The organism is Alkalibacterium sp. s-m-28, assembly GCF_054658175.1.
Window position 1 is genome coordinate 1 of the sequence record NZ_BAAGIQ010000164.1, and the last position, 2,483, is coordinate 2,483.

3 protein-coding genes and 1 other RNA gene are annotated in these 2,483 nt (G+C 42.7%); all 4 read left to right on the forward strand.

Annotation, left to right across the window (positions count from 1 at the left end; genetic code table 11):
* The first annotated feature begins 160 nt into the window (after positions 1-160).
* The 4 genes from ACYQ4S_RS11580 (at position 161) to ffs (ending at position 2,276) form a co-directional block, all read left to right on the forward strand.
* Positions 161-307, forward strand: a complete 147-nt coding sequence (locus tag ACYQ4S_RS11580) for a hypothetical protein (RefSeq protein WP_459771279.1) — start codon at positions 161-163, stop codon at positions 305-307.
* Positions 308-471: 164 nt separating this feature from the next.
* Positions 472-1,434, forward strand: a complete 963-nt coding sequence (locus ACYQ4S_RS11585; protein WP_459771281.1) for a cytochrome P450 — start codon at positions 472-474, stop codon at positions 1,432-1,434.
* Between the two features lie 416 nt (positions 1,435-1,850).
* Entirely contained in the window at positions 1,851-2,057 is a 207-nt protein-coding gene (locus ACYQ4S_RS11590) for a hypothetical protein (RefSeq protein WP_459771283.1), read from the forward strand.
* Between the two features lie 129 nt (positions 2,058-2,186).
* Positions 2,187-2,276: signal recognition particle sRNA small type (ffs, locus tag ACYQ4S_RS11595), an RNA gene on the forward strand.
* Positions 2,277-2,483: the final 207 nt, after the last annotated feature.

Below are 2,483 nucleotides of genomic sequence, written 5' to 3' on the forward strand. Positions count from 1 at the left end.
AATTTCTGGAAAAAGTCATCCCTTGCGCCAGCAATTGACTTTTTTGGAAATTTTAACGAAAACTACTTGTGATAAAAGTAACAACCTATAAAACCTATTTATTCTAAGTTTTATGCAACACTAGTGACTTAAAGATAAGAAAACTTTAAGGAGGAGACGTATGCAGAAAACACGAAGTTTTCCAAAAGAAGCCGGCTTCGAGAATGGACTGAAGGTACTCAGAGAAGGGTATATGTATGCCCTAACAGACATAAGATCTATAAAGCAGACGCATTCGAAACACATTTACTGGGTGAAAAGGCAGTAGTTATTGGTGGGGAAGAAGCAGCTAAACTCTTTTATGACGAAGGCAAATTTAAACGTGAAGGAGCTGCCCCTGAGCCTGCGAAAGCGACACTGCTCGGAAAAGGAGGGGTTCAGGGACTTGATGATGAAGCACATAGACATCGTAAAGCTTTCTTTATGGGACTGATGTCCAAAGAACGGATTGAAGTCTGGGCTAAACTTGTTGAGAAGTACTTGCTGAAGGAAACAAAGGAATGGATCAAGAAGGATTCGATCGTCTTCTATGAAGAAAGTCAGAAAATTCTGACACAGGCTGTCTGTGAATGGGCAGGAGTTCCTTTACCCGAAAAAGACGTGGAGAAGCGAACAAAACAGCTGGTCAGTATGTTCGAATCGCCAATGGCCGTCAGCACGCGTCATATAGAAGGACGAATCGGACGCAAGCAGGCCGAATCCTGGAACAAGGAACTGATTCAGCAGGTCAGAGACGGAGACTTGCATCCGAAAGAAGAGACTGCTCTTTACCAGATTTCATGGTTCAAGGATCTTGACGGTGAACTGCTCGACTTGAAGACAGCTGCCGTGGAACTGCTCAACGTTCTGCGTCCCTCAGTAGCGGTAGCCATCTATTTTGCCTTCACAGCGCTGAGTCTGCATCAGTTCCCTGAAATCAAGGATAAACTTAACGGAGACAATCCCTATTATCTGCATATGTTCATTCAAGAAATCAGACGGTATTACCCATTTTTCCCTTTCAATGGGGCCATTACCAGAAAAGACTTCGTCTGGGACGGATACCAGTTTGAAAAAGACACGCTCGTGATTCTGGACTTTTACGGTACAAATCATGATCCACGTATCTGGGATAATCCTAAAGCGTTTGATCCTGAACGATTCAAAGACTGGCATACAAGTCCGACGGATCAGGTCCAGATGAAACTGGTGGCTCAAGGCGGAGGAGATTATAATACGGGTCACCGCTGCCCTGGAGAATGGAATACTGTTAGAGCCATGGAAATCGTTACGGACTACCTGATAAATAAAATCAGTTATGAGGTGCCGGAGCAGGATGTCGGATACAGCATGGTGAAGGTTCCGACTATTCCAAACAGTGGCATGAAACTGGAGAATATCGATTATATCGGATAAATGAAGCTGACATGTATCAGTAGATCGGAGCTGTACTATGCGAACACTCGGTAAGGCGCTGGTCCTTGTTCTGATCGGATTGATCGGAGGCATGGGCGGTCCGCTTAAAGAAGGGTAAATCAGACAGTCTTTGATTATTGACGTATTAAATGAATCAAGAGAAGAGGCACTACGTTGTGAAGATCGACAATGTAGTGTCTTTTTTCGTATGTACTAGTAGGGATCATTCTTCTGAGAGTTGTATTAAGGAAGGTGCTATGACCAGCTTAGAGTATTTAGGAGAGGTGAGTGGGCCACAAGAAGCGTCTTAGAACAAACTCAAAAACATTATAATGAAAAAATGACCGGTCATTTCTTTTCATCTTTCATTATTGAGCCCTTTACAGTATAGTTACCTTTGAAGGAGGGATCAGTATATGAAGCAGTATCTTTGTCCGTCACTAAGTATCCTCTTCTACTTGCTCTATTTTTTCTTGCTGCAGGGAGCAACATATTTTTTACCGGATTCAATTATCGTTACACTGATTGTAATGGCTTTAGTATTTATCATAATACCGATTGCAGCATCCCGCACCAGTGCCTTGGTTATGGTTAAAATCAGAGGATTCAGCTGTCGGCTGTAAGTGTACTCATCCTGAAAATTGACAGGCTGAAAAAGTTGAAGCGGGGAGCAACTAGCCATTAAATCGGATCGATTAAAAAAAACACCTTTTAATCATCTTGAGGATATGCTATTATAGTAGTTGCCGCAAGGCCTCATGGCAATGGTGGGCGTATGAACCGTGTCAGATCCGGAAGGAAGCAGCACTAAGTACTGTCCCACCATGTGTCATGTGATACATAGTCACGAATAATGCAGTTTATTCATAGAAAGATGCCTCCGTCAAAAGGGCATCTTTTTTTTCGCACAGGTAAAATTTCTTTTTAACGTAATTCCGAAAGAAGTCTCCCACTTCTAAACGTATGGGTACGAAGCACCAGTGAAAGTGGGAGATGAATTTCGGTCAAGCGATAGCTTGAAGTTATTTCTCAAGACCTTTTCTTATTAG

Excerpts from the sequence above, each read along its gene's own strand:
- ACYQ4S_RS11580 (WP_459771279.1), top strand. The coding sequence starts at position 161 with ATGCAGAAAACACGAAGTTTTCCAAAAGAAGCCGGCTTCGAGAATGGA.
- ACYQ4S_RS11585 (WP_459771281.1), top strand. The coding sequence starts at position 472 with ATGTCCAAAGAACGGATTGAAGTCTGGGCTAAACTTGTTGAGAAGTAC.
- ACYQ4S_RS11590 (WP_459771283.1), top strand. The coding sequence starts at position 1,851 with ATGAAGCAGTATCTTTGTCCGTCACTAAGTATCCTCTTCTACTTGCTC.